The 22268-nt window shown below is 70.0% G+C and carries 18 protein-coding genes and 1 tRNA gene; 9 read left to right on the top strand and 10 right to left on the bottom strand.

Annotated elements, in window-relative coordinates; all coding sequences use genetic code 11:
• Positions 1–53: 53 nt before the first annotated feature.
• Entirely contained in the window at positions 54–755 is a 702-nt protein-coding gene (locus ACZ42X_RS22350; protein ID WP_468292787.1) for a FadR/GntR family transcriptional regulator, read from the bottom strand.
• A 165-nt stretch (positions 756–920) separates the two neighbouring features.
• On the opposite strand from ACZ42X_RS22350, the gene leuA reads away from it, so the two are divergent.
• The 4 genes from leuA to ACZ42X_RS22370 all read left to right on the top strand — a co-directional run bounded on the left by leuA (position 921) and on the right by ACZ42X_RS22370 (position 8254).
• Positions 921–2744: a 2-isopropylmalate synthase gene (gene leuA / locus ACZ42X_RS22355; protein ID WP_468292790.1), complete on the top strand. Its 1824-nt coding sequence runs from the start codon at positions 921–923 to the stop codon at positions 2742–2744.
• A gap of 78 nt (positions 2745–2822) precedes the next feature.
• Positions 2823–5306 (top strand): aminopeptidase N, encoded by a 2484-nt coding sequence (gene pepN / locus ACZ42X_RS22360; protein ID WP_468292793.1) that lies wholly within the window; start codon positions 2823–2825, stop codon positions 5304–5306.
• Positions 5307–5414: 108 nt separating this feature from the next.
• Positions 5415–6887 carry a pyridoxal phosphate-dependent decarboxylase family protein gene (locus tag ACZ42X_RS22365; protein ID WP_468292796.1) on the top strand — a complete coding sequence of 491 codons (1473 nt, stop codon included), beginning with the start codon at positions 5415–5417 and terminating at the stop codon, positions 6885–6887.
• Positions 6884–8254, top strand: a complete 1371-nt coding sequence (locus ACZ42X_RS22370) for a lysine N(6)-hydroxylase/L-ornithine N(5)-oxygenase family protein (protein WP_468292798.1) — start codon at positions 6884–6886, stop codon at positions 8252–8254. Before ACZ42X_RS22365 ends, ACZ42X_RS22370 begins: the two co-directional genes overlap by 4 nt.
• Here ACZ42X_RS22370 and ACZ42X_RS22375 read toward each other — a convergent pair.
• A complete protein-coding gene (locus tag ACZ42X_RS22375) occupies positions 8251–10056 on the bottom strand; it encodes a bifunctional metallophosphatase/5'-nucleotidase (protein WP_468292800.1) in 1806 nt (601 codons plus the stop codon). The two genes, ACZ42X_RS22370 and ACZ42X_RS22375, sit on opposite strands and share 4 nt — an antisense overlap.
• A gap of 112 nt (positions 10057–10168) precedes the next feature.
• Here ACZ42X_RS22375 and ACZ42X_RS22380 point away from each other — a divergent pair, with 112 nt between their 5' ends.
• The 4 genes from ACZ42X_RS22380 (at position 10169) to pyk (ending at position 15006) form a co-directional block, all read left to right on the top strand.
• Positions 10169–10867: an SIMPL domain-containing protein gene (locus tag ACZ42X_RS22380; RefSeq protein ID WP_468292802.1), complete on the top strand. Its 699-nt coding sequence runs from the start codon at positions 10169–10171 to the stop codon at positions 10865–10867.
• A gap of 81 nt (positions 10868–10948) precedes the next feature.
• Positions 10949–12073, top strand: a complete 1125-nt coding sequence (locus ACZ42X_RS22385; RefSeq protein ID WP_468292805.1) for a hypothetical protein — start codon at positions 10949–10951, stop codon at positions 12071–12073.
• Positions 12070–13458, top strand: a complete 1389-nt coding sequence (locus ACZ42X_RS22390) for a toll/interleukin-1 receptor domain-containing protein (RefSeq protein WP_468292808.1) — start codon at positions 12070–12072, stop codon at positions 13456–13458. Before ACZ42X_RS22385 ends, ACZ42X_RS22390 begins: the two co-directional genes overlap by 4 nt.
• Positions 13459–13578: 120 nt before the next feature.
• Positions 13579–15006 (top strand): pyruvate kinase, encoded by a 1428-nt coding sequence (gene pyk, locus ACZ42X_RS22395; protein ID WP_468292811.1) that lies wholly within the window; start codon positions 13579–13581, stop codon positions 15004–15006.
• 12 nt (positions 15007–15018) lie between these two features.
• On the opposite strand, the gene ACZ42X_RS22400 is transcribed toward pyk, so the two are convergent.
• A complete protein-coding gene (locus ACZ42X_RS22400; protein ID WP_468292814.1) occupies positions 15019–15780 on the bottom strand; it encodes a helix-turn-helix domain-containing protein in 762 nt (253 codons plus the stop codon).
• 110 nt (positions 15781–15890) lie between these two features.
• A tRNA-Leu gene (locus ACZ42X_RS22405) sits at positions 15891–15963 on the bottom strand.
• Between the two features lie 98 nt (positions 15964–16061).
• Between ACZ42X_RS22405 and ACZ42X_RS22410 the strand changes: the two genes are divergently transcribed.
• Positions 16062–16715, top strand: coding sequence for an ANTAR domain-containing response regulator (locus ACZ42X_RS22410; RefSeq protein ID WP_361414715.1), 654 nt, complete (start codon positions 16062–16064; stop codon positions 16713–16715).
• Between the two features lie 16 nt (positions 16716–16731).
• On the opposite strand, the gene ACZ42X_RS22415 is transcribed toward ACZ42X_RS22410, so the two are convergent.
• From ACZ42X_RS22415 to ACZ42X_RS22440, 6 genes are all read right to left on the bottom strand, one after another.
• A complete protein-coding gene (locus tag ACZ42X_RS22415; protein WP_468292818.1) occupies positions 16732–17460 on the bottom strand; it encodes a thioesterase II family protein in 729 nt (242 codons plus the stop codon).
• Entirely contained in the window at positions 17457–18452 is a 996-nt protein-coding gene (locus ACZ42X_RS22420) for a DMT family transporter (protein WP_468292821.1), read from the bottom strand. The genes ACZ42X_RS22415 and ACZ42X_RS22420 overlap by 4 nt, the downstream gene beginning before the upstream one ends.
• Entirely contained in the window at positions 18439–19074 is a 636-nt protein-coding gene (locus tag ACZ42X_RS22425; RefSeq protein ID WP_468292824.1) for an alanyl-tRNA synthetase, read from the bottom strand. The genes ACZ42X_RS22420 and ACZ42X_RS22425 overlap by 14 nt, the downstream gene beginning before the upstream one ends.
• A gap of 98 nt (positions 19075–19172) precedes the next feature.
• On the bottom strand, positions 19173–20129 hold the full coding sequence (locus ACZ42X_RS22430) for a chlorinating enzyme (protein ID WP_468292827.1): 957 nt from the start codon (positions 20127–20129) through the stop codon (positions 19173–19175).
• Positions 20130–20256: 127 nt separating this feature from the next.
• Positions 20257–20511, bottom strand: a complete 255-nt coding sequence (locus tag ACZ42X_RS22435) for an acyl carrier protein (RefSeq protein WP_468292830.1) — start codon at positions 20509–20511, stop codon at positions 20257–20259.
• 1 nt (position 20512) lies between these two features.
• Positions 20513–22108 carry an amino acid adenylation domain-containing protein gene (locus ACZ42X_RS22440; protein WP_468292833.1) on the bottom strand — a complete coding sequence of 532 codons (1596 nt, stop codon included), beginning with the start codon at positions 22106–22108 and terminating at the stop codon, positions 20513–20515.
• Between the last annotated feature and the right edge of the window lie 160 nt (positions 22109–22268).

Here is a 22268-nt window from a genome sequence, read left to right on the forward strand (position 1 = left end):
GCCCAGGCCCCGTGAAGCCACAGCCGCGCGACGCTACGTCGCCGCCGCGCCCGTCACCCGCCGTGCAGCAGCGCCAGCGTCGCCTCCATGTCCGCGCGGAGCGCGCCGCTCGCGGCCTCAGGGTCGCCCCGGCGCACCGCCTCCACCAGCTCCGCGTGCAGGTCGGCGCTGTGGCCCGGCTCCCGGTCGCGCAGGTCCAGCAGCTGCACCAGGCTGATCAGGCCCTCCCGCAGCGCGGGCAGGAACTCGCCGAACAGGTCCGTCAGCACGGGGTTGTGCGCGGCGGCCACCACCGCCGCGTGCAGCGAGATGTCCGCGTCCACGAACGCCGCGTCGTCGCCGCCCGCCGCCTCGGTCCGCGCCGCGAGCGCCGCGTCCATCGCCGCCAGGTCCGCGTCCGTACGGCGTACCGCGGCCAGCCGCGCCGCCTGGACCTCCACCATCGCGCGCACCTCGTACACGTCGGTGACCGCCGCGCGGCGGAGCCGGGTCGCCCAGTCCTCCACCGGTACGGCCGGTTCCGTCGCGACGACGAACACGCCGGCGCCCTGCCGCGGCCGCACCAGCCCCGCGCCGGCCAGGACGCGCACCGCCTCGCGGACCGTGGAGCGGCCGACGCCCAGCTCCTTGGCGAGCGTCGTCTCACCGGGCAGCTTGGTGCCCACCGGCCAGTGCCCGCCCGTGATCTGCTCGCGCAACCGTTCCGCGGCCTGTTCGACCAGGGGGCTGGGGCGCAGTGCGCCGAGGGACGACATCCCGTTCACCTCTCAGCTTGTCTGAGGAGTTGTTTCATGATTACTGTACCCCGCATGAAGCTGCGTGGTCTCCTTCTCGGCCGCCGCGGCGGGGCCTGACGCGACCGGCACCCCGCCGCGGGGCTCGGCCATGCCGGTCAACTCCGGTCCAACAGAGAAGGCTTCATGTCGTACGCCACCGGCACCACCGATACCACCGGCATCACCGGCATCACGCAAAACGACACCGCCCCCGCCTGGAACCCGCAGCGCGGCGGCGCCATGCCGAGCCACCGTTACCGCCCCGCCCACTTCCGCGTCCCCCTCCCCGCCCTCACCGACCGCACCTGGCCCACCCGCACCATCGACCACGCCCCCCTCTGGGTCCCCGTCGACCTGCGCGACGGCAACCAGGCGCTGGCCGAACCCATGGACACCACGCGCAAGCGCCGCATGTTCGACCTCCAGGTCGCCATGGGCTTCAAGGAGATCGAGGTCGCCTACCCCTCCGCCAGCCGCACCGATTTCGACTTCGTACGCCACCTCGCCCAGAGCGACGCCGTACCGGACGACGTCACCGTCGTCGTCTTCACCCCCGCCCGCCCCGACCTCATCGAGCGCACCTTCCAGGCCATCGACGGCCTGCCCCGCACGGTCGTCCACCTCTACACCGCCACCGCACCCGTCTGGCGCGACATCGTCCTCGGCCGGAGCCGCGACGAGATCCACGCCCTCGTACGCGATGCCGCCACGCTCATCGCCAAGCTCGCCGGCACCCGCCCCGGCCAGGACATCCGCTTCCAGTACTCACCCGAGGTCTTCAACGCCACCGAACCCGACTACATCCTCGAGCTCTGCGACGACCTCACCGGCCCCACCCTCTGGGACGCCTCACCCGACCGCCCCGTCACCCTCAACCTCCCCGCCACCGTCGAGATCGCCACCCCCAACGTGTACGCCGACCAGATCGAGTACACCCACCGCAACCTCGCACGGCGCGACGCCGTCATCCTCTCCGTCCACCCCCACAACGACCGCGGCACCGGCGTCGCCTGCGCCGAACTCGCCCTCCTCGCCGGAGCCCAACGCGTCGAAGGCTGTCTCTTCGGCAACGGCGAACGCACCGGCAACGTCGACCTGATCACCCTCGCCCTCAACCTGCACACCCAGGGCGTCGACCCCCTGCTCGACCTCTCCGACATCGACGCCGTCCGTCGCACCGTCGAACACTGCAACCGCCTGCCCGTCCACGAACGCCACCCCTACGCCGGCGACCTCGTCCACACCGCCTTCTCCGGCACCCACCAGGACGCCATCAAGAAGGGCCTCGCCCACCACACCGCCCGCGCCGCCGCGCTCGGCGTCCCGCCGGAGCAGGCCCCCTGGGAAGTCCCCTACCTGCCCATCGACCCCGCCGACATCGGCCGCGACTACGAAGCCGTCATCCGCGTCAACAGCCAGTCCGGCAAGGGCGGCATCGCCTACCTCCTCCACACGGCGTACGGGCTCGACCTGCCCCGCCGCCTCCAGATCGACTTCTCCCGCGTCGTCCAGCACGCCACCGACGACAGCGGCGAGGAGGTCACCGCCCCGCAGCTGTGGGACCTCTTCCACGCCACCTACCTCGCCCCGTACGAGCACGGCCCGCTGACCCCCGCCACCTGGCACACCACCGAAAACGCCCCCGGCCAGCACACCTTCCACGCCACCCTCCCGGACGGCCGCGAGGTGACCGGCACCGGCAACGGCCCGCTCTCCGCGCTCACCGACGCCCTCGCCACCGCCGGGACCCCCGTCGACATCCGCCACTACGCCGAACACGCCACCGGCACCGGACCCGACAGCCCCGCCGTCGCCTACGCCGAGTGCCGCGTCGGCGGCACCACCCTGTGGGGCGTGGGCCGGGACACCTCCGTGCTCACCGCCTCCGTACGCGCCGTCATCGCGGCGGCACACCGCGCCCACGCGGTGCACGAGACCGCCACCGTCACCGCCACCACGGCCACCTGAGGACCCCCGGGCTCGGGTCCGCTCAGCCCTGAGATGAACTCGCGTGTCCGGCCTTCAACCATCGGGCAGCATGGGCCCATGCCCGCACTGACGCGCGACGAAGCGCAGACCCGAGCCCGGTTCCTCGACGTCCAGCGGTACACGATCGACCTGGACCTCACCACCGGCGACGAGACCTTCGACTCCACCACCGTCATCCGGTTCACCGCCCGCACCCACGGCGACACCTTCGTCGAGCTCAAGCCCGCCACCCTCCGGGCCCTCACCCTCGACGGGAAGCCCCTCGACCCCGGGGCACTCGACGACAACCGCTACCCCCTCACCCTGACCGAAGGCCCGCACGAGCTGCGCGTCGACGCCACCATGCGCTATTCGCGCACCGGCGAGGGCATGCACCGCTTCACCGACCCCACCGACGGCGAGACCTACACCTACACCCAGCTGTTCCTCGAAGACGTCCAGCGCGTCTTCGCCGCCTTCGACCAGCCCGACCTCAAGGCCGTCTTCGAGCTGACCGTCACCGCGCCCGACCACTGGACCGTCCTCGCCAACGGCATCACCACCCGCCAGGCCGACGGCCGCTGGCAGACCGCCCCCACCCCCCTCATCTCCACCTACCTCGTCGCCGTCGCCGCCGGCCCCTGGCACTCCATCCGCACCGAACACGCCGGGCTGCCCTTCGGCATCCACTGCCGCCGCTCCCTCGCCCCCCACCTCGACGCCGACGCCGACGAGATCCTCGACGTCACCCGGCAGTGCTTCGACCGATACCACGAGAAGTTCGAGGAGCCGTACCCCTTCGACTCGTACGACCAGGCCTTCGTGCCCGAGTTCAACGCGGGCGCCATGGAGAACCCGGGCCTCGTCATCTTCCGCGACGAGTTCGTCTACCGCTCCGCCGTCACCCTCACCGAACGCCAGACCCGCGCCATGGTCATCTCCCACGAGATGGCCCACATGTGGTTCGGCGACCTCGTCACCCTCACGTGGTGGGACGACATCTGGCTGAACGAGTCCTTCGCCGAGTACATGGGCTACCAGACCGTCAACGAGGCCACCACCCGCTACCCCGACACCTGGATCGACTTCGGCGTCGTACGCAAGGCCTGGGGCTACGACGCCGACCAGCGGCCCTCCACCCACCCCGTCGCCCCCGACCCCGATGCCGTCCCCGACATCGCCTCCGCGATGCTCAACTTCGACGGCATCTCGTACGCCAAGGGCGCCTCCGCCCTGCGGCAGCTCGTCGCCTGGATGGGCGAGAAGGACTTCCTCGCCGGCATCAACGCCCACTTCGCCCGCCACAAGTTCGGCAACGCCACCCTCGCCGACTTCATCGACAACCTCGCCTCCGTGACCGACCGCGACGTCCACGGCTGGGCCGAGACATGGCTGCGCACCACCGGCGTCGACACCCTCACCCCCGCCTACGACCCGGCCACCGGCACCCTCGCCGTCCAGCGCACCGGCAGCCGCCCGCACCGCGTCACCGCCGGCCTGTACGACCGCGAACTCGCCGACGGCAACCGGCTGGTGCTGCGCGACCGCATCGAGCTCGACGTCCCCCAGGACACCCCGGCGCACATCCCCGGCCCCCGCCCCGCGCTCATCGTCCTCAACGACGGCGACCACACCTACGCCAAGGTCCGCCTCGACGAGCACTCCGAGGAACCCGCCTTCCGCAACCTCTCCGGCATCCCCGACGCCCTCACCCGCGCCGTCGTGTGGAACTCCCTGCGGGACATGGTCCGCGACGGCGAACTCGCCCCCGCCGCCTACCTGGAGACCGCCCGCGCGCACCTCCCCGAGGAGAAGGACCTCGCCATCGTCCAGGGCGTCCTCGGCTTCGCCGCCACCCACATCGCCGACCGGTACGTCCTCCCCGAGGCCCGGCCCGACGCCCTCGACCTGCTCACCGACCTCACCCGCGACCTCATCCGCCGCACCGAGGACGGCACCGACCCGGGCCTCCGCCTCACCGCCGTACGCCACCGCATCGACACCGCCCAGCGACCCGGCACCCTCCAGGGCTGGCTCGACGAAGGCGCCGTCCCCGGCGGCCCCGACCTCGACCCCGAGCTCCGCTGGCGCATCCTGACCCGCCTCGCCGTCCTCGGCGCCACCGACGAGGACGCCATCGCCGCCGAACTGGACCGCGACCCCAGCGCCACCGGCCAGGAAGGCGCCGCCCGCTGCCGCGCCGCACTCCCGGACCCCGAGGCCAAGGCGGCCGCCTGGAAGCGGATGTTCGCCTCCGACACGCTCTCCAATTACCTCTTCACCGCCACCGCGAAGGGCTTCTGGCAGCCCGAACAGGCCGAGCTCGTACGGGAGTACGTGCCCCGGTTCTACCCCGACGCCATCGCCCTCGCCGACCGCCGCGGCCCCGCCATCGCCGAGGCCGCCGGCCGCTACGCCTTCCCGGCCCACGCGGTCGACGCCGAGAACCTGCGCCTCGGCGAGGAAACCCTGGCGACCGGCACCATGATCCCGGCCCTGCGCCGCAAGCTCGCCGACCAGCTCGACGACCTGCGCCGCGCACTCCGCGTCCGGGAGGCATAGCAGCAGCGGGACCCCGCGGCGTACCTCTCGCCGAAGGCGTCCCACTTTCGGGTTGTGATCGCCCCGCACCGGTACCCACCCGGTGCGGCGGCGGTCCACGCTGGCCCCATGAGCACCCCGTCCCTCGCCGGAGGTCCCGCAGGCCCCGACGCGCTGCGCCCCCTCGTCGACACCGTGCTCGACGCCCTCCGCACCGGCACCGCAGCCCGCGGCGGCCCCCTGCCCCCCGGCGGCCCGGCCGCGGTGACGGCCCATCTCTACGCGACGCTGACGGGGCAGGAGCCCGGCGCCCCGGGAGCCGCCCCAGCCGAGCCGGCCGCCCCGGCAGATGCCGCACCCCACCGCCCCGGCGCCGACACCCTCATCCCACCCACCGGCACCGGCCCCCACGAAGCCCTCCGGACCCTCACCCACGCCCTCGCCTACGGCGCCGCCGACCCCGCGCACCCCCACTGCGCCGCGCACCTGCACACACCACCGCTCGCCCTCGCCGTCGCCGCCGACCTGGCCGCCGCCGCACTCAACCCGTCCCTCGACTCCTGGGACCAGGCCCCCGCCGCCTCCGCCCTCGAAGAGCTCGTCACCCACGCCCTCGCCACCGAGGTCCACCCCACCGGACCCGACCCCGACGCGCTCGTCACCACCGGCGGCACCGAAGCCAACCAACTCGCCCTCCTCCTCGCGCGCGAACGCCACGGCGCCTTCGGCGCCACCGTGCAAACCGTCTGCGGCGCGGGCGCCCACCACTCCCTCCACCGCGCCACCTGGCTCCTCGGCATGCCCGAGCCCGTCACCGTCCCCGCACCCGACGGCACCCTCGACCTCACCGCCCTCGACGCCGTCCTCACCGGCCTGCGCGGCCCCGTCCTCGTCGCCGCCACCGCCGGCACCACCGACACCGGCCGCATCGACCCCCTCCCCGAGATCGCCGACCTCTGCGAGACCCACGGCGCCGACCTCCACATCGACGCCGCCTACGGCGGCCCGCTGCTCTTCAGCGACACCCGCCGCCACCTCCTCCGCGGCCTCGACCGCGCCACCACCGTCACCCTCGACCTGCACAAACTCGGCTGGCAACCACTCGCCGCCGGCCTCCTCGCCGTACCCGACCGCGCCCTCCTCCGGCCCCTCGCCCACACCGCCGAGTACCTCAACCCCGACGACGACACCGAAGCCGGCCTGCCCGACCTCCTCGGCCGCTCACTCCGCACCAGCCGCCGCCCCGACATCCTCAAGATCGCCGTCACCCTCCGCGCCCTCGGCCGCAGCGGACTCGGCACCCTCGTCGACCAGGTCTGCGCCGCCGCCCAGCACCTCGCCGACCTCGTCGAGAAGAACCCCGCCCTGGAGCTCTACGAACGCCCCACCCTCTCCACCGTCCTCTTCCGCCCCACCGGCGCCCCCCACACCACCGTCGCCGCCATCCGCCGCACCCTCCTCACCGAAGGCCGCGCCGTCCTTGGCCGCGCCCGCACCGCCGACGGGCGCCTCTGGCTCAAAGCCACCCTCCTCAACCCCCACGCCACACCCGACGACCTGGCCCACCTCCTCACCCTCGTGGAAGGCAGCACCACCCGATGACCGAACACCCCCACACCACCGATCACCCCCACGACCTGGTGGGCATCGGCATCGGCCCCTTCAACCTCTCCCTCGCCGCCCTCGCCCACGGCGTCCCCGGCGGCCTCGCCACCGCCTTCTACGAACAGCGCCCCGCCTTCCACTGGCACCCCGGCCTCCTCATCGAGGGCGCCACCCTCCAAGTCCCCTTCCTCGCCGACCTCGTCACCCTCGCCGACCCCACCAGCCCCTGGACGTTCCTCAACTACCTCCGCAGCCGCGAACGGCTCTACCCCTTCTACTTCTCCGAGCGCTTCCACATCCACCGCGCCGAATACGACGCCTACTGCCGCTGGGTCAGCGACCACCTCCCCGGACTCCACTTCGGCCACCAGGTCGACGCCGTCCGCTGGAACCCCGACCGCGACCTCTTCGAAGTCGACTACACCCAGCTCGACGCCGACGGCCACGCCCAGGAACCCGGCCGCACCCACACCCGCCACCTCGCCGTCGGCATCGGCACCGAGCCCTACATCCCCGAACCCCTCCGGCCCCTCGCCGCCGCAGCCACCGTCCCCGTCCTCCACTCCGCCGACTACCTCCACCACCGCGACCGCCTCATCGCCGCCGAACACGTCACCGTCATCGGCTCCGGCCAGTCCGGCGCCGAGATCTTCCTCGACCTCCTACGCGCCCGCCCCGCCGGCGCCGAAAAGATCCACTGGCTCGCCCGCACCGAGGCCTTCGCCCCCATGGAGTACTCCAAACTCGGCCTGGAACACTTCACCCCCGACTACACCCGCTACTTCCACGCCCTGCCCGAACACGTCCGCAACGACCTCGTCCCCCGCCAGTGGCAGCTCCACAAAGGCATCGACACCGACACCATCGCCGCCATCCACGACGAGCTCTACCGCCGCACCCTCCACGGCGGCTGGCCCGACGCCGTCCTCACCCCCGGCGTCCGCGTCCGCACCGCCGGACGCCTCGCCACCACCAAGGTCGAACTGCACGTCGAACACATCCAGCAAGGCACCCGCGACCGCATCGTCACCGACGCCGTCGTCCTCGCCACCGGCTACCGCCAACGCCCCCTCCACCGCGTCCTCGCCGGCCTCGACCCCTACCTCCGCCGCGACTCCGCCGAACGCCCCCGCATCGACGACCACTACCGCCTCGTCCTCGACCCCTGCGTCACCGGCGCCGTCTACGTACAGAACGCCGAAACCCACACCCACGGCGTCGGCGCGCCCGACCTCGGCCTCGCAGCCTGGCGCGCCGCCACCATCCTCAACTCACTCACCGGCAAGGAGCCCTACCCGCTGCCGAGCCGGACGGCGTTCACCACCTTCGGCCTCCCCGGGCTCCCGCACCAGCGCACCCGCTAGAAGACCGGGACACCCTCCCGCGTCAGCCTCCACCCCACCGAGGCGAAGGCCGCCGGGTCGATCGCCCCCTTCGCCTCCACCCACCGGATGATCGTCGTACGGATCTCCTCCGAGTTCGACCACACCTGCTTCGCCGCCGCCACGTGCGGGAACGCCCCACCACCACTCGCCCGGTAGTTGTTCACCGCCAGCACGAACCGCGCCGCCGGATCCAGCGGCTTCCCCTCGAACGACAGGTTCACGATCCGCGAACCCACCGGCTGCGCGATGTCGATCTCGTACGTCAACCCGTACACGGCGTCGTAGTTGTAGTCCGGCGTACCCTCCGCGTTCGTCAGCTTCGCCGTGTCCACCGGCGCCCCCGCCGCAGTCCGGACGTAGTACTTCGCCGAGTACTCCAGGTACTCCCTCACCTGCGCACCCGTCAGCACCCGCGCCTCCAGCGTGTTCTCGAACGGATACAGCCCCGCCGCGTCCCGGATCGTCACCTGCCCCGCCGGGATCCGCGCCGTACGCGAGAAGCACGACGCCTGCGACAGCACCGGCAGCGCCGCGTACTCACCACCCGCCAGCGCCGCCCGCACCGTCTCCGCCTGCACATGGTTGATCAGATCGATGATCGGCTCGTCCTTCCACGGCGCCTCGGCCGTGGACATCGCCACCGGCGACGTACCGATCACCTGGTTGACGTACGCCACCACCTTCGCGTGCTCGTCACCGAGCAGCTTCACGATCTCCGGGTCCTCCTCGGCCGTGTTCGAGTTCAGCACCGAGGCACCGACCTTCTCCACCACCCAGCGGCCCCTGCGCCACACCACCTCGAAGTCGAACAGCGTCAGCCGCTGCCCCCACTTCAACGGCTCGGACAGCACGACGTCCTTGCCCGTCTCCTTGTTCCGCACCCGGTACTCCGGGATCTCCGTGTGCGCGTGCCCCACGAGGATCGCGTCGATCCCCGGCACCTGCTCCGCCACCAGCGCCGCCGCGTTCTCGATGTACGGCAGCTGGTCCCCGTACGACGACGTCCCACTCGACCCCGAGTGCGCCGACACGATCACCACGTCCGCACCCATCGCCCGCAGCTTCGGCACCCACTTCGCCGCCTGCTCCTCCAGCCCCGGGAAGACCATCTTGCCGCTGACGTTCGCCTTGTCCCAGATCGCGATCCCCGGGTTCGTCAGCCCCAGCACCGCCACCCGCACATCCCGCCCGCACGGCGTACGCAGCCGGTGCACGCTGTACGGCGGGAACGCCGGCCGCAGCGTCTTCGCGTCCAGCGCGTTCGCACCCAGCAGCGAGAAGTCACACTGCTCCTGGAACTTCCGCAGCACCGGTATGCCGTAGTTGAACTCGTGATTGCCGAGCGCCGCGGCGTCGTACCCGATCGCGTTCATGGCCTGCGCCATCGGGTGGACCGGGCCCCGCTCGGCCGTGATCGGATCCACCTTCGCGTAGTAGTACGCCAGCTGCGTGCCCTGAATCGTGTCGCCCGCGTCGATGAGCAGCGTGTTCCGCCGCCCCTTCGCCTCCCGGACCTGCTCGACCAGCGTGGAGATCTTCGCCAGACCGACGTCGTTGTGCGCCTTGTCGTCGAACTCCTTGTCGGTGAAGTAGTCCCAGTTGAAGACGTTCCCGTGCAGGTCGGTGGTCCCCATGACGGTGAAGGAGTACCGCTTGTCCCTCCCGACCCTCTTGCCCGCCTCGTCCTGCGCCACGGCCGGGCCCGCGACCGACCCCGCCAAGGCCACACCGGCACCGGCGGCAGCCGACCGCTCCAGGAAGGTCCTACGGTTCAGCGGCATGTGATCTCCTTCGATTCGCAGTGCACAACGCGCGTAGATTCTGACGCACGGCAGCCCCCGGAAACAGGCCCCGCCAGGTTTCGATCCGATGACCAGGAGGAAATGACGGGCCATGACCAGCGACCTGCCGTACGGCACCGCCGAAGCCCCCCGCGTCGCCGTACGCGGCGAAGCCCGCCTCGAAGTCGACCCCGAAATCGCCCGCATCGGCATCTCCGTCGGCGCACGCGGCACCGACCGCCGCAGCGCCCTCGAAGACCTCACCCGCCGCAACGCCGCCGTACTCGACCTCGTCAAGTCCTACGGCGACGCCGTCGAAAAGCTCGAAACCGGAGCCTTCTCCATCAGCCCCGAGCTCACCAAACGCGGCAAAGGCGAACGCGTCCGCGCCTACCACGGCCGCGTCCACCTCACCGCCGAACTCACCGACTTCACCGCCCTCGGCGAACTCACCACCCGCCTCGCCGACCTGGAACTCACCCGCGTCGACGGCCCCTGGTGGGCCCTGCGCCCCGACTCCCCGGCCCACGGCGCCGCCCGCCGCCAAGCCGTCAAAGAAGCCGTCCAACGCGCCCGCGAATACGCCGACGCCCTCGGCACCCGCCTCGCCGCCCTCGTCGAACTCGCCGACCTCGGCGCCGAGAACGCCCCCTCCTATCCCCTGCGGCCCAACGCCCCCGGCGGATCACCCCGCATGGCCTTCGCCGCCGAAGCCACCGAAATGGCACCGGCCCTCGACCTGGAACCCCAGCGCCAGACCGTCACCGCTCAGGTGAACGCCCGCTTCACCATGCACCCGCCGGAGTTGTAGCCGCGCCCCGTTTGGCCCGCGCACCGGCAAGGAAGGCTCACTCATCCGCTCGGCAGACCACGAGGCGCTTGGGGGAACGCGATGAGACGGCTGATCGCAGTAGTGGGAAGCGCGGACCCCGCCCGCGCCTACGACCCGCCACTGGCCCACGCCGAGACCGCCTCACCGGCGTGTGAGCAGATCGGCAGGGCGCTCGCCGAAGCCGACTGCGACCTCATGGTGTACTCCAGCGAAGCCCAGTTCGTGGAGGACCAGGTCGTCACCGGCTACCTGTCCGCGGCCGACAGCCCGGCCGGAGCCATCCACGTCCGCCCGCCGTACGGGGACGGTGAGAAGGACTTCCCCCTCCTCACCGAACGCCCCGAGATGTTCGACATCCGCTACGAATCCGGCGAGAACTGGGAAACCAGCTTCTACCGCTCCCTGAGAGAAGTGGACGGCGTCATCCTCGTCGGCGGAGGACGATCCACCCTCGTCACCGGCATGGTGTGCCTCGCCTTCGACGTCCCCGTAGCGGCGGTGGCCTGCTTCGGCGGAGCCGCCCGCAAAGTCTGGGACACCATGAACCGCGTCGGACACCACGCCACCCCCGAGGAAGTGTCCGCCATGGGCGCCGAATGGAGCGACACCTCGGCGTCCACCCTCATACGGCTGCTCCTCGCCCAACACCAGCGCCGGGACGCCCAGCGCAACCGGCAGAACCGCCTACGGCTCGGGGAGGCCTGGCGCAGCGCCCTCGGCATCACCATCGGCCTCCTGCTGCTCTGCCTCGGACTGGCGATGATCCCGCTCACCTACGCCGTCAGCTCGAACGCCTTCGTCAACGTCACGGCGCTCGTGGCCGGAGCCCTGGCCACCGGAACATCCGGAGCCATCACCCGCAACGCCTTCGACCACGGCCTCCACTGGGCCAGGACGGCCGCACTCGGGATGTCCGCCGGCGCCATCTCCTTCCTCCTCTTCGTCTCCGCACAACTGGCGGCCTCGCCCGAGATACTCACCGGAGACGGCGCACGACGCCTGCTGTTCTTCGTCCTCACCGTCGGCTTCGTATCCGGCTTCACCTTCGACGCCGTCTACGGCCGCCTCAAGCAGACCGAAGCACCGGCGACAGGCCAGCCGCAGACGCCCGCCGTACCCGCCGTACCCGCTGTACCGTCCCCGTCCCCGGCCACACCACCCCCAGACAGCGGGAGCGGAGGATGACCACCGACGCATCCGACACCGGAGCCCGCCGCCTCGGCGTCTTCCTCAGCCACCGCTACCACTCCCCGGCGGAGAACCAGTTCTTCTGGCGCCTGCTGAGCTCCGTCGAAGACGTCTCCTTCCGCGTCGACGAAGGCATCTCCTTCACCAGCACCGTCCGACTCGAACGCATGATCAGGGACGCCCACGGATTCGTCGGCATCTACCCCCTCCCCGGCGGACCGAGGGAGACCTACACCCGGACACTGCTCCGCCACGAAGCCCGCTACTTCCGCCTCGAACTGAGCATGGCCGTCCGCGCACGCAAGCCCGCGATCGTCTTCCACGACCACCGCCTCGTCCCTGCCCTCAAAGCCCCCTCCGACGTCCGCCTCATCGAGTACGACGCCCAGGAGATCGGCTCCGCGGCCCCCTCCTCCGTCCCCGCCAAGGTCACCACCGCCTACCGCGCCTTCATGGCCGACCTCCACGACGCCGCCACCACCACGGCAACCGGCCACGCCTACCACAAACGCCTCGTGGGACTCATCGTGTCGCCACCACACCAGCAGACCCTGGTCCCGGCCCTCACCGAACTGCTCCACGAACACGCCTGGGAACCGATTGCCCTGCCCTGGCCTCCCCGGATGAACCTCGACCTCATCACCCGCCTGCGACAGTGCGACTGGCTCGTCATCGACCTCGACGACCCCGCCTCCCGCGTGGCCGCCGCCTACACCCACGGCCAGTTCATCCCCACCCTGCCGATCACCTCCACCACCGACGTACCCGGCGAAGACACCCTGTACGGCGACGTCGAAACCGGACACAGGCGCGCCATCATCCGCTGGTCCGACCCCGCGGACCTGGAGCGCGCGTTCGACATCCACCTCAAGGTGACCGACGAGCCCGCACGCTACATCGGCGGAGCCGACCAAGCCGTCGACTACTTCCGCACGGCCGCGAAACGCAGCGAACGCGTCTTCCTCAGCTACGCCGCGGAAGACGACGAGCGGGCCGCGGAATTCTCCCGCCTCCTCGGCGACAGATTCCAGCACGTCTTCGACTACCGCGCCTCCCGCGCCATCCCCGTCGGCGAACCCTGGATGGACACCCTGCTCACTGGCCTCGCCCGCTCCGCGGTCGGAGTGCTGCTCATCTCGGACGCGTACCTGTCGAGCAGGTACTGCCTCCTGGAGGCACGCGAGCTCTACCGCGCCGCGGTGGAGGGCCGCGCCACCCTCGTACCCGTACGCCTCGACGGGGCGCGCATGCCCGACTTCCTGGAAAGCACGCAGTACCGGAACATCCACCGGTATTCACCGAAGGAGATCGTCGACGAACTGGTCTCGACGCTCCGCAAGCGGGAGAACGCCCCCCGCCACCCGGACACCCCACCCTCATAAATGCTCATCAGAGCATCCCCCCGCACAATTCAACACTTGTCAATAGCCCTTCACGCAAAGGTTGTTGAGTCGTCATGCGCGGCCAATTCTCTACCCGTCGGTAGGCCCTAGGGTCGGACCATGCGCCGAGCAAAAATCGTCTGTACCCTGGGGCCCGCCACCGACACATACGACCAGATCAAGACACTGGTCGAGGCCGGAATGGACGTCGCCCGCCTCAACCTCAGCCACGGCTCCTACGCCGAACACGAGGAGCGCTACGCGCACGTACGCAAAGCCTCCGACGAAACCGGCCGCAGCGTCGGCGTCCTGGCCGACCTTCAAGGCCCGAAGATCCGGCTCGGACGCTTCCGCGAAGGCCCCGTACTCCTTGAACGCGGCGACGCCTTCACCATCACCGTCGAACCCGTCGAAGGCGACCGCCACACCTGCGGCACCACCTACGAAGGCCTCGCCGACGACGTCACCCCCGGCGAACGCATCCTCGTCGACGACGGCCGCGTCGCCCTCGAAGTCACCTCCGTCGACGGCCCCCGCGTCCACACCACCGTCACCGAAGGCGGCATGGTCTCCGACAACAAGGGCCTCAACCTCCCCGGCGTCGCCGTCTCCGTCCCCGCCCTCTCCACCAAGGACGTCGAAGACCTCCGCTGGGCCCTGCGCACCGGCGCCGACGTCATCGCCCTCTCCTTCGTACGCAGCGGACGCGACATCGAGGACGTCCACCGCGTCATGGACGAGGAAGGCCGCCGCGTCCCCGTCATCGCCAAGATCGAAAAGCCCCAGGCCGTCGAGAACATCGACGACATCGTCGCCGCCTTCGACGGCATCATGGTCGCCCGCGGCGACCTCGGCGTGGAGATGCCGCTGGAGCAGGTACCCATCGTCCAGAAGCGCGCCATCAAGCTCGCCAAGCGCAACGCCAAGCCGGTCATCGTCGCCACCCAGATGCTCGACTCGATGATCGAGAACTCCCGCCCCACCCGCGCCGAGGCCAGCGACGTCGCCAACGCCGTCATCGACGGCACCGACGCCGTCATGCTCTCCGGCGAGACCAGCGTCGGCCGCTACCCCATCGAGACCGTTCGCACCATGAGCCGCATCGTCGAAGCGGCCGAGGAGGACATCCTCGCCAAGGGCCTGACCCCCCTCACCGAGCGCAACAAGCCCCGCACCCAAGGCGGCGCCGTCGCCCGCGCGGCCGCCGAGATCGGCGACTTCCTCGACGCCAAGTACCTCGTCGCCTTCACCCAGTCCGGCGACACCGTCAAGCGCCTCTCCCGCTACCGCTCCCCGATCCCGCTCCTCGCCTTCACCCCGGACCCGGCCACCCGCTCCCAGCTGAACCTCACCTGGGGCGTCGAGACCTTCCTCGGCCCGCACGTGGAGTCCACGGACGCGATGGTCGCCCAGGTCGACGAGCAACTCACCAAGATCGGCCGCTGCCGCAAGGGCGACCTGGTCGTGATCACCGCCGGCTCCCCGCCGGGCGTCCCGGGCTCCACGAACCTGGTCCGCGTCCACCGCATCGGCGACCGGGTGGCGTAGCCCCGGTTCATGTCAGTACTTCGGCCCGACGTGGGCGTCCATGAGCGCGACGGACGCCCGTCGGGCGACGGAGATGTTGTACGCGTTGGTCTGCGCCCATGCGACGCCGACGGCATCGAGGGTGTCCGTGAACAGCTTTCGGATGTCGTCGGACTTGTTGGTGAAGAAGTACCGCGGGTATTCGTAGCGCTTCCGCTCGCCGCCGATGACGCGGGTGGTCCAGTTGGTGATCCGGCACCCGTCGGAGTGGATGAGCCCCCGGACGAAGTCCCAGGGATGGGCGTCGACGATCTCCTGCTGCCAGTCTTCGAGGACGATGGGGCGCTCGTGTTTCTTGCCGGGGCCGTGCTGGGGGAAGAGGCAGGGCCAGTGCTTGCTGGCACAAGCGACGGCGACGCAACCCTGTGCCTGGACACGGAAGACGCTGTTGTCCGGGCGTAGAGACCGCATCGCTGTTTCGCACGCATCGATCAGCCCGGGCCAGCTGTTGGCGCATGCGATGCGCAGGACGTAGACGCCTTTACGGTGTGCGCTGATGCAGCCATCGCCGAGGTAGAGCCCCAGGAGATACGCGTACGCCTGTGGGTCACCCGGCGGTCCGGGGGCATCCCGGCACCTTGGGCAGGGTTCACCGGTGCGGACGAGGGGCTCGATCCGGGCTTGCCAGGCTCGGATGGCGGCACGCGATATGCCGGTCTCTTTGCTGACGGAGTTCAGGCTGCGGCCCTGCGCGACGAGGGTCAGTGCCCGTTTGCGCGTGTCGATGTCGTACACATGGCCGAGCCTGGCCTGCGGGCCCCTCACGATCGGCCGGTTCGCTCGCTTGTTCACTGCTGCGAGTGAAGATCGCCAACGTCCCGGCGACCTTGGAATCGAAGGGAAAGTACCCCGGGTCGGATTCGAACCGACGCTGTCGGTGGTTTGAGCACCGTGTCTCTACCGCTGGACTACCGGGGCATCCTTCAAAAAGAAGGTTAGCGGAGACCCGCCGTGACTCAAACATACAGGAGCTAGGTAGGCTCAGGTAGCAGTACCTAGCCGAACGAGGAGCCTACGTGACCGCCCCCGAGTCGCCCCAGCCCGTCGCCGACGACGACAAGTCGCACGTCCCGCCGCTGACGACCCGCGTCGTCATCGCCGAGGACGAGGCCCTCATCCGCCTCGACCTGAAAGAGATGCTCGAGGAGGAGGGGTACTCCGTCGTCGGTGAGGCCGGTGACGGTGCCCGTGCCGTCGAGCTCGCGCGGGAGCACCGGCCGGACCTCGTGATCCTGGATGTGAAGATGCCCGTCCTCGACGGGATCTCCGCCGCCGAGAAGATCGCCGAGGAGTCCATCGCCCCGGTGCTGATGCTCACCGCGTTCTCCCAGCGCGACCTGGTCGAGCGGGCGCGGGACGCCGGGGCCATGGCGTACCTGGTGAAGCCGTTCAGCAAGAGCGACGTGGTGCCGGCCATCGAGATGGCGGTGTCGCGGTTCGCGGAGCTGAAGGCGCTGGAGAAGGAGGTCGCCGACCTTTCCCAGCGCCTGGAGACGCGCAAGCTGGTGGACCGGGCGAAGAGCATCCTGCAGACGCAGTACGGGCTGACGGAGCCGGCCGCGTTCCGGTGGATCCAGAAGACGTCGATGGACCGGCGGATGTCGATGCAGCAGGTCGCGGAGGCGGTCATCGAGGACGCCGAGGAGAAGAAGGCGGCCAAGGGGCAGTGACCGCCGGGCGGGCGGGTCAGGCGGGTTGGGCGACGGTGGCGGTGAGCCGTCGGGTGATGAGGTCCGCCAGGGCGGGTGCCTGCTCGGTGAGGTAGAAGTGGTCGCCGGGGAAGGGGACCAGTTCCGTGGTGGAGGCGGAGCTGCACCGCCACATGGTCAGCTGGTGCTGGCTGAAGGAGTCCTCGGTGCCGTAGCAGACGACGAGGGGGCTCTCGGTGACGTTGCTGCGGAGGTCGCGGACGAACGAGTCGCAGACGCCGAAGTCGGCCCGCAGGATGCGGGCGGTGCGCTGCCGTAGCTGTTCGTGGGCGAGGATCTGGGGGTCCAGGCCGCCGAAGCGGGCGCCGGTGCGCAGGATGCTCTCGTCGTCGGCTTCGAGGGGGTTCCCCTCGAAGAGCGGGACGGCGCATTGGGGTCCTGCGTTGGCCGAGGCGAAGAGGGTGGTGCACTGGGCGGGGGAGGCTTCCCGTTCCAGTTTCGCGGCAAGGGCGAGCGCGAGGTAGGCGCCCATGCTGTGGCCGAAGAGGGCGAAGTGTCCGGTCACGCCCGCGGCGGGGAGTTGCTCGGCGAGGTCGGTGAGGACTGCTTCGGCGGTGGTGAGGGGTTCTTCGCGCCAGCGGCGGCCGCGACCGGGGAGTTCGAGGGGGACGGGGGTGATGGCCGCGGGGAGGGCGGCTATCAGGGAGGAGAAGACCTGGGCTGATCCGCCGGAGTGGTGCAGGAGGACCAGGGGGGTGGGTTTCATGGGGGCGTCTCCCGTTGTTCCGGTGTCTTCGTCGTGGGGCTGCCGTTGCGGTGGCGTGCGTCGACCCAGCGTCCGGCGATGGCGGACAGCAGGATGAGTCCGCCGCCGAGGATCTGGACGGGTCCGAGGTGCTCGTCGAGGAGGATGACGGCGAAGACCGCGGCGAAGAAGGGCTCCGTGGAGAGGACCAGTCCTACGCGGGTGGGGCTGGAGGCGCGGGCGGCGTGGAGTTGGACGAGGAAGGCGAAGGCTGTTCCGGCGATGCCGAGGTAGGCGATGACCAGCCAGGCGGAGGTGGGGAGTTGGGTGATCTGTGCCCATGACCGGCCGGGCTGGAGGAGGGCGACCAGGAGGCCGCCGGCGGCGACGACCCAGAGCTCGATGGCGGTGACGCGGAGCAGGGACAGGTCGCGGCCTTGGGTGCGGGCGCTGAAGAGGACGATCTGGCCGGCGCGGATGAGGGCGGCGGCGAGGATGATCAGGTCTCCGCTGCGTATGGAGAGGCCCTGGTGGAGGGTGAGGAGGGCGCAGCCGGCTACGGAGAGCAGCGTGAGGGGGTAGATGGTGCGTGCGATGCGGACGCGGAGGAAGAGGCGTTCCGCGAGGGGGACGAGCATGACGGAGAGGGCGATGAGGAAGCCGGCGTTGGAGGCGAGGGTGTAGCGGACGCCGAGGGTTTCGAGGAAGAGGATGGCGAAGAGGAGGGTGCCGAAGAGGCAGCCGAGGAGGACTTCGTCGCGGGTGACGTGGCGCCAGAGGTGGAGGGAGAGGGCGGTGATGGCGAGCGCGCCGAGGGCGAAGCGGAGGAAGAGGAAGGCCGGTACGGAGATGTACTGGCCGGTCCACTGCATGGCGACGTAGGTGGAGCCCCAGACGATGGCGACGCCGAGGACGCCGAGGTCGGCCATCCAGGCGTGGGTGGGGCGGTCGGTTTTCGGGGGGTGGGGCAGGGGGGTGGTGTCCTGGGGGACGGTGGCTTTAGAGGTGCTCAACGGTGTATCCCACCTTCAGCACACCGCTTTTGACCTTGAGGGAGCGCAGGGAGAAGCCGGTGAGGCGGCCCAGTGAGGTGACGTGGGTGCCTCCGCAGGGGTCTTCTCCGACGCCGTCGATGGTGATGATCCGCTGGTCGCCGCGGTGGTCGGCGTGGACCTTGTGGTCGGCGGCGATGGCTTTGCGGGTCTGTTCCTCGATGGCGGCGGCGAGGTGCTGGAGGTCGGGCTTGTCGTCGCCGGCGTCGAATTCGATGCGGGCCTGGCCGGGGAAGTGGTTGCTGACACGATGGCGGAATCCCGCCTGTCGGATGAAGGAGTCGACGACGTGGCCGCAGGTGTGGAGGGCGGCGTGCCGGAGGCGTAGTTCTTCGTCGATGGTGGTGGTGACTTCGTCTCCGGCGGTGACGGGGGTGTCGCAGGAGAGGCGTACGGTGTGGCCGGGGGCCTCGGGGTCCTTGAAGGGGCGTGCGGGTGCGGTGCCGACGGTGCCCGTGTCGCTGGGCTGTCCGCCGCCCTGGGGGTGGAAGATGTTGTGTTCCAGCGTGATCCAGGGCCCGTGTTCGCTGTGTCCGGTTTCGAGGACGCGGGTGGTGACGCTGAAACGGTAGGTGTCTTCCAAGTACAGGTGATGCTGCCGCAACGGGGGCCTCCGGGCCTGGCTTTGTCAGTGTGCCGCTGCCGGCGGGTCGGGGGTGCCGTCCCGCCGGCTCGCGGGTGTCAGAGTGAGCGCGGGACGAATTCGTAGCCGCGCTGACTGCGGGTGGCTATGCGGTTGATGCCGTACTCGTCTTTACCAGAAACGAGTACTGCCCCGTAGTTGTCGAGGGGGATGCCACCGCCGTATTCGGCCACTTCCTCGGTGCCGGGGTAGACCTGTACTTGGGTGGGGACGTAGCGGGCGGCGAAGCCCATGCGGTAGTCCTTCTTGCTGCCGGTGTGGGGCAGGGAGGCGTGCATGAGGGTGGACCAGAAGATGACGCACTCGCCGCGCTTCATGACGAGGGGGAAGGCCTGGGACTCGTCGGGCTTCCAGTTGGGGTCCTTCTGGAGCTGGCGGTAGTCGTAGCCGAAGAAGCCGCGCTTGACGCCGTCCTTTTCGCGGGCGTTGACGGCGTCGGGGTTGTAGTCCATGGGCTTGGACTCGTCGTAGTTCATGTGGCGGTGTGTGCCGGGCATGAGCTGGAGGCAGCCGTTCTCCTTGGTGGAGTCGGTGAAGGCCGTCCAGACGGTGATGGTGCCGCCGAAGGCGGGCTGGCCGTCCTGGGAGGGCCAGAGGATCTGGGGCTTTTTGCTGGCGTTGGCGAAGGTGGAGGCCTGGTGCCAGTCGGTGCCTTCGTCGCCGGGGTACTTGGGGAAGAACTCGGTGCGCCAGCAGAGGACGTCGGGGCCGAGGATGGAGGCGACACGGTCGACGATCTCGGCCCTCATGATGTGCTCGGAGAGCAGGTCGACGTCGAGGTGGCGGTCGTAGTTGGAGATGTTGGTGACGCCGCCGAGGGCGTCGTTGGGGTAGATGGCGTGGGAGCGGTCCGGCAGTTGGCGCCGGATGGTGTTCCAGCGCTCTTCCATTTCCTCGGGCTCGTAGATCTTGATGGGGCCGATGTATCCGTCGCGCTCGAACTGCTCGAGCTGCTCGGGGGTGAGGCGGAAGTCGGTCTGTTCCGAGGTGGTCATGCGGGCTCGTCCATTCTCTTGCGACGTCGTGGGACGGTCGTGTGTACGGAGGAGTGGTTCGCTTCTCGGTTTCTGCTGCCGGTCCGGGTGCTGGGGGGTGTGTGGTCCAGGGCTGGGGGGCTGGGGGTCAGTTCAGGCGGCCGGCGAGGTGGGCGGCGGCTTCGGCGAGGGTGCCTTCGAAGAGGGTCTGGATGTCGTATTCGGCGCCGAAGCGTTCCTTCGCCTGCTGGTTGAGCTGGAGGGCGAGCATGGAGTGTCCGCCGAGGTCGAGGAAGTTGTCCTCGGGGCGGATGGCGGGGTCCTCCAGGAGTTCGGCGACCCAGTCGAGGGTGGCCTTCTGGACTTCGGCGGTGCGCGCCGAGGGGCTCAGGGTTTCCGACACGTCATTTCCTTTCTCGGATTGCCTGGAATGCCTGGACCACTGCGGTCCGGTCGACTTTTCCGTTGACGGTCCGGGGTAGTTCGGGGAGGGGGAGGTATCTGCCGGGGTGCATGTAGGACGGCAGTCGCTCCTTGACGTGGGCCCGTAGGGTGCGGGCGTCCGGTGTCCCGCTTCCGGGTGGGGTGGTGTAGGCGCAGACGAGGCGGGTGTCTCCGGGGGCGAACGTGTGGGCGAAGACGACGGCGTCGAGTACGGCCGGATGGTCGCGTACGGCGCTTTCCACGTCGCTGAGCTCGATGCGGTGGCCGCGTAGTTTGACCTGGAGGTCGGCGCGCCCGTGGTAGACGAGGGTGTCGTCGGGGCGGCGGGTGACCAGGTCGCCGGAGCGGTAGTAGCGGCGTGGGGTTCCGTCGGCGGGGTCGGGTGCGGTGGGGAAGCGTTCGGCGTTGAGGTCGTCCCGGTGGAGGTAGCCGTGGGACACCTGGGTGCCGGCCAACCAGAGTTCTCCTGGTTCGCCGGGTGCGGCTTCGCGGCCGTCTTCGGTGACGATGCGGGTGTGCAGGCCGGGGAGGGGGTGGCCGATGACGGAGTCCTCGCCGGTGAGTTCCTGTTCGGTCCAGGTGTGGAAGGTGGCGTGGACCGTGGTCTCGGTGATCCCGTACATGTTGACGAGCCGGGGGTGGGTGACTCCGTACCGCTTCGCCCAGGGGCGCAGGACCGGTGGGGTGAGTTTCTCTCCGCCGAAGACGATGTAGCGGAGGCTCGTGAGGTCGTGGCCGGAGGTCAGCGCGGCGTCGGCGAGGGCGCCGAAGGCCGTGGGGGTCTGGTTGAGCACGGTGATGCCGTGTTCTCGTACCGCTTTCAGGCATCCGTCCGAGGTGCGGGCGCTCCAGTGGGGGAGGATGACGAGTTCGGCTCCGGTGGAGAGGGGTCCCCAGATTTCCCAGACGGAGAAGTCGAAGGCGAGGGAGTGGAAGAGGAGCCACTTGTCCTCGGCGGTGAACTCGAAGAGCCGCGCGGTGGAGTGGAGGAGGGCGGCGACGCTTTCGTGGCGGACGGGTACGCCTTTGGGGCGGCCGGTTGTTCCGGAGGTGTAGATGACGTAGGCGGTGTCGTCGGGCTGCGGGCCCGTGTCCGCGGGTAAGGGGCGCGAGGGCGTGCTGTCGCGGAGGGCCGTGACCTCGTCGAGGGTGATGACCGGCAGGCCGGGGGCGAGGAGGTCTTCGGTGGTGTCTCCGATGAGGGCGGTGGCGCCGCTGTCCTGGAGGATGAAGTCGTTGCGGGTGCGGGGGTTGCGGGTGTCGAGCGGTACGTAGGCCGCTCCGCAGTGGAGGACGGCGAGTATGGCGGCGATGGCTTCCATGCTCGGCGGAATGCGGAGGGCCACGCGGTCGCCGCGTCGTATTCCGTGGGTGCGTAATTGTTCGGCGAGGGCCAGGGACCAGTCGTTCAGCCGGGTGTACGAGAGGGTTTCTCCTTCGAGTGCCAGTGCCCGGCGTGTGGGTGCTGTGGCGACGGTCGAGGCGAGGATCGAGGTGAGTGTCCGGTTCTCGGTTGTTTCTCCGAGGCCGGTGGGCGCCATCTCTGTCTTGCGCACAACGCTCCCTGGGGTTGGGGGAGTTGCTCGTGGAACAGAAGAACGGATGTGCTCGAACGTCGGTCATGCTGCCACAAACGGTCGACGATCAATCAGCGAGCGGCTCGATGTGGTCTTCATCACAACCTCGTTCGCGCTGGCTTGTTCATGCTTGACTTTC

The sequence above is a fragment of the Streptomyces sp. NPDC030862 genome (genome assembly GCF_055571835.1).

Bases quoted from the DNA above. Each gene is read 5' to 3' on its own strand.
- ACZ42X_RS22375 (WP_468292800.1), bottom strand. From the start codon at position 10,056: ATGCCGCTGAACCGTAGGACCTTCCTGGAGCGGTCGGCTGCCGCCGGT.
- ACZ42X_RS22390 (WP_468292808.1), top strand. From the start codon at position 12,070: ATGACCACCGACGCATCCGACACCGGAGCCCGCCGCCTCGGCGTCTTC.
- ACZ42X_RS22380 (WP_468292802.1), top strand. From the start codon at position 10,169: ATGACCAGCGACCTGCCGTACGGCACCGCCGAAGCCCCCCGCGTCGCC.
- ACZ42X_RS22385 (WP_468292805.1), top strand. From the start codon at position 10,949: ATGAGACGGCTGATCGCAGTAGTGGGAAGCGCGGACCCCGCCCGCGCC.
- leuA (WP_468292790.1), top strand. From the start codon at position 921: ATGTCGTACGCCACCGGCACCACCGATACCACCGGCATCACCGGCATC.
- pyk (WP_468292811.1), top strand. From the start codon at position 13,579: ATGCGCCGAGCAAAAATCGTCTGTACCCTGGGGCCCGCCACCGACACA.
- pepN (WP_468292793.1), top strand. From the start codon at position 2,823: ATGCCCGCACTGACGCGCGACGAAGCGCAGACCCGAGCCCGGTTCCTC.
- ACZ42X_RS22430 (WP_468292827.1), bottom strand. From the start codon at position 20,129: ATGACCACCTCGGAACAGACCGACTTCCGCCTCACCCCCGAGCAGCTC.
- ACZ42X_RS22350 (WP_468292787.1), bottom strand. From the start codon at position 755: ATGTCGTCCCTCGGCGCACTGCGCCCCAGCCCCCTGGTCGAACAGGCC.
- ACZ42X_RS22365 (WP_468292796.1), top strand. From the start codon at position 5,415: ATGAGCACCCCGTCCCTCGCCGGAGGTCCCGCAGGCCCCGACGCGCTG.
- ACZ42X_RS22415 (WP_468292818.1), bottom strand. From the start codon at position 17,460: ATGAAACCCACCCCCCTGGTCCTCCTGCACCACTCCGGCGGATCAGCC.
- ACZ42X_RS22370 (WP_468292798.1), top strand. From the start codon at position 6,884: ATGACCGAACACCCCCACACCACCGATCACCCCCACGACCTGGTGGGC.